The organism is Rhodococcus sp. YH1 (genome assembly GCF_009939605.1).
In the GTDB taxonomy this organism is placed as follows: domain Bacteria; phylum Actinomycetota; class Actinomycetes; order Mycobacteriales; family Mycobacteriaceae; genus Rhodococcus; species Rhodococcus aetherivorans.
Genome location: NZ_WVTE01000164.1, coordinates 1 through 2,851 on the forward strand (window position 1 = coordinate 1; position 2,851 = coordinate 2,851).

The 2,851-nt window shown below is 73.5% G+C and carries 3 protein-coding genes and 1 pseudogene; 2 read left to right on the forward strand and 2 right to left on the reverse strand.

Going from position 1 to position 2,851, the window contains the following annotated elements:
• Positions 1-167 (forward strand): annotated as a pseudogene (locus tag AIIKEEIJ_RS13565) (ammonia-dependent NAD(+) synthetase); the annotation flags it as partial.
• An 89-nt stretch (positions 168-256) separates the two neighbouring features.
• Here AIIKEEIJ_RS13565 and AIIKEEIJ_RS13570 read toward each other — a convergent pair.
• Both AIIKEEIJ_RS13570 and moaA read right to left on the reverse strand, forming a co-directional pair.
• The gene (locus AIIKEEIJ_RS13570) at positions 257-517 is read right to left on the reverse strand and encodes a MoaD/ThiS family protein (RefSeq protein WP_006940570.1); all 261 of its coding nucleotides are present in this window, start codon (positions 515-517) and stop codon (positions 257-259) included.
• A complete protein-coding gene (gene moaA, locus AIIKEEIJ_RS13575; RefSeq protein WP_029544496.1) occupies positions 510-1,571 on the reverse strand; it encodes a GTP 3',8-cyclase MoaA in 1,062 nt (353 codons plus the stop codon). The genes AIIKEEIJ_RS13570 and moaA overlap by 8 nt, the downstream gene beginning before the upstream one ends.
• Before the next feature lie 120 nt (positions 1,572-1,691).
• Between moaA and AIIKEEIJ_RS13580 the strand changes: the two genes are divergently transcribed.
• On the forward strand, positions 1,692-2,851 hold a 1,160-nt coding region (locus tag AIIKEEIJ_RS13580; RefSeq protein WP_238406351.1), incomplete at its 3' end, for a molybdopterin molybdotransferase MoeA.

Consider the following 2,851-nt stretch of genomic DNA (forward strand, 5'->3'; position numbering starts at 1 on the left):
CCCTTCCGGACGAGGTGGCCCTGGGCATGACCTACGCGGAGATCGACGACTACCTCGAGGGCAAGGACGTCACCCCGGAGCTGGCCGAGAAGCTCGAGCGGACGTTCCTGAACACCCGGCACAAGCGGACGGTGCCGGTGTCGCCGTTCGACACCTGGTGGCGCTGACAGCCACCCCGCCCGGCGGCCGGGGCCGATCCGCCCCGCCCGGCGGGTCGGGCCTGATCCGCTCAGCCCGGCGGCCGGGCCTGATCCCGTCAGCCGCCGGCGAACGGCGGGAGGACGTCGACCGTAGGTCCGGCGGCGCGTCCGAGGTCGCGGGTGAGTTCGGAGTCGATGAGGAACGCGGCCACCGACAACACCCGCGCCATCTCGGCGCCGTGACGGTCGATCAGGGCGGTCTTGAGGGTACCCAGATCCACCGACGGCGCCAGCGCCACCGTCTCCTTCTCCACTCCGGCCGCGTCCGCCGCCGCCGCGAAATACCGCACCTCGATGCCCGTCACGGTCTCACCCACCGATAGCTCCCATGCTGCGCTGCGGCGGGGTGAAGTCCGCCGCGTCGATGCCGTGTCCGGCCCACTTGTTCCACATTGCACCACGCCACAGCGCGGCGAGCTCGTCGTCGTTCGCGCCGCCGCGCAGCGCCGCCCGCAGGTCGGTCTCCCGGTCGCTGAACAGGCACGAGCGCACGGTGCCCTCCGACGTCAGGCGGGTGCGGTCGCAGTCCGAGCAGAACGACCGGGTCACCGACGCGATGATGCCGACCGTCGCGGGCCCGCCGTCGACCGCCCAGCGTTCGGCCGGCGCCGACGGGTCCTCGCGGCCGACCTCGGTGAGGGCGAAGCGGGCGGAGAGCACGTCGAGCAGCCGCTGCGCGGGCACCATGTTCGCCCGGGCCCACTCGTGGTCGGCGTCGAGCGGCATCTGCTCGATGAACCGCAGCTGCACGCCCTCGTCGAGGCACCAGGCCAGCAGGTCCGCGGCCCCGTCGAGGGTCTGCGGCATGAGCACCGCGTTGACCTTCACCGGCGCGAACCCGGCCGCCTTGGCCGCGCGGATCCCGTCGAGCACCGAATCCAGCCGATCGCGCCGGGTCAGCCGGGCGAACCGCGCGCGGTCGACCGAGTCCAGGGAGATGTTGACCCGGGTCAGGCCCGCCTCCGCCAGCGCCCGGGCACGATGGGCGAGTCCCACCGCGTTGGTCGTCACCGCCAGCGGGATGCCGGGGACGGCGCGCGCACACCCGGCGACGATCTGCTCGAGGTCCCGCCGCATGAGCGGCTCCCCGCCGGTGAAGCGCACCTCCCGGACCCCGAGCCGGTGCACCGCGACGGCCACGAGCCGCACGATCTCGTCGGCGCTGAGCAGCCGCTCGCGCGGGATCGCCGGCAGCCCCTCCTCGGGCATGCAGTACGTGCAGCGCAGCGAGCACTTCTCGGTGATCGACACCCGCAGGTCGCGCGCGACACGCCCGAACCGGTCCAGCAGTTCGGGGGTGTCGGGCCGGTCGGAGACGTCGTCGGCCGCGGCAGGGCGCACCGCCGGGATCCCCACGTGCACCGCGGTCATCGGGCCTCCGTCCTCATGACCCTCAGTATGCCGTCGCGGGCCCCGTCGTGCGGGAGGAGCAGAAACCACGACCCGGACGAGGACGCACGGCGCCGCGAGCGGTGTGCCTAGGATTGGCCCATGGCGGGCGGCAGGCGGTCGGTGGAGGAGCATGCGCGACACGTGGCGACGTTGCTCTCCCCGTTGCTGATCCGCGGTACCGAACCGGTGCCGCTGCTCGAAGCGCTCGGCCGGGTGCTGGCCGAGGACGTCGTCGCTCCGATCGACCTCCCCACCTTCCGCAATTCGCAGATGGACGGCTACGCGGTCGACACGGCCTCGCTCACCGCGGCGCCCGCGACCCTGCCCGTGCGTGCCGTCCTCGCGGCCGGCGACGGGGTCGTCGCGCACGTGCCCGGGACCGCCACCAAGATCATGACCGGCGCGCCACTGCCCACCGGTGCCGACGCCGTCGTTCCCGTCGAGGACACCGTGCCGGTCGAGGACACCGTGCCGGCCGAGGACACCGTGCCGGCCGAGGACACCGCGGCCGAGGGGCGGGGACTCCGGGTCACGGTGTGCACGCTGCCCGAACCGGGGGCATACGTGCGCGAGCGCGGCAGCGACATCCACCGCGGTCGCACGCTGCTGCCCGCGGGCACTGTCGTCGCGGCCCGGCACGTCGCGGCGCTCGCCGCCGTCGGCCTGACCCACGTGTCCGTCCGGACTCGGCCGCGCGTGGCGGTGATCTCGACCGGCAGCGAACTGGTGCCCGGAGGAAGCGTTCTCGCCCCGGGCAAGATCCACGACTCGAACGGGCCGGCCCTGGCCGCCAGCGCGGCCGCCAACGGGGCGCTGGTGGTCTCGGTGGATCGCAGCGGCGACGATGCGGAGGTGTTCGCGGCGAAACTCGCTCGCGCCGCCTCCGTCGCCGAGGTGGTGTTCACCTCGGGCGGGGTGTCGAAGGGCGACTTCGAGGTCGTCAAGGACGTGCTCGGCCCGCGAGGGGCCGAATTCGTGTCGGTGGCGATGCAGCCGGGCGGTCCGCAGGGCACGGCACTGGTGGATTCCGTGCCGGTGCTGACCTTCCCCGGCAATCCGGTCAGCGCGCTGGTCTCGTTCGAGGTGTTCGCCCGGCCGGTACTGCGGGCCGCCGCGGGGCTGCCCGCCGTCGAGCCCGAGACCCGTCCTCTGTCAACAGGTCTCAGCTCCGTGCCGGGCAAGCGCCAGTTCCTGCGCCTGGCCGACGACGAACCTTACCGGCGCGAGGGCAAGGCCCAGTCCAATCTCGTCGAGGGTCG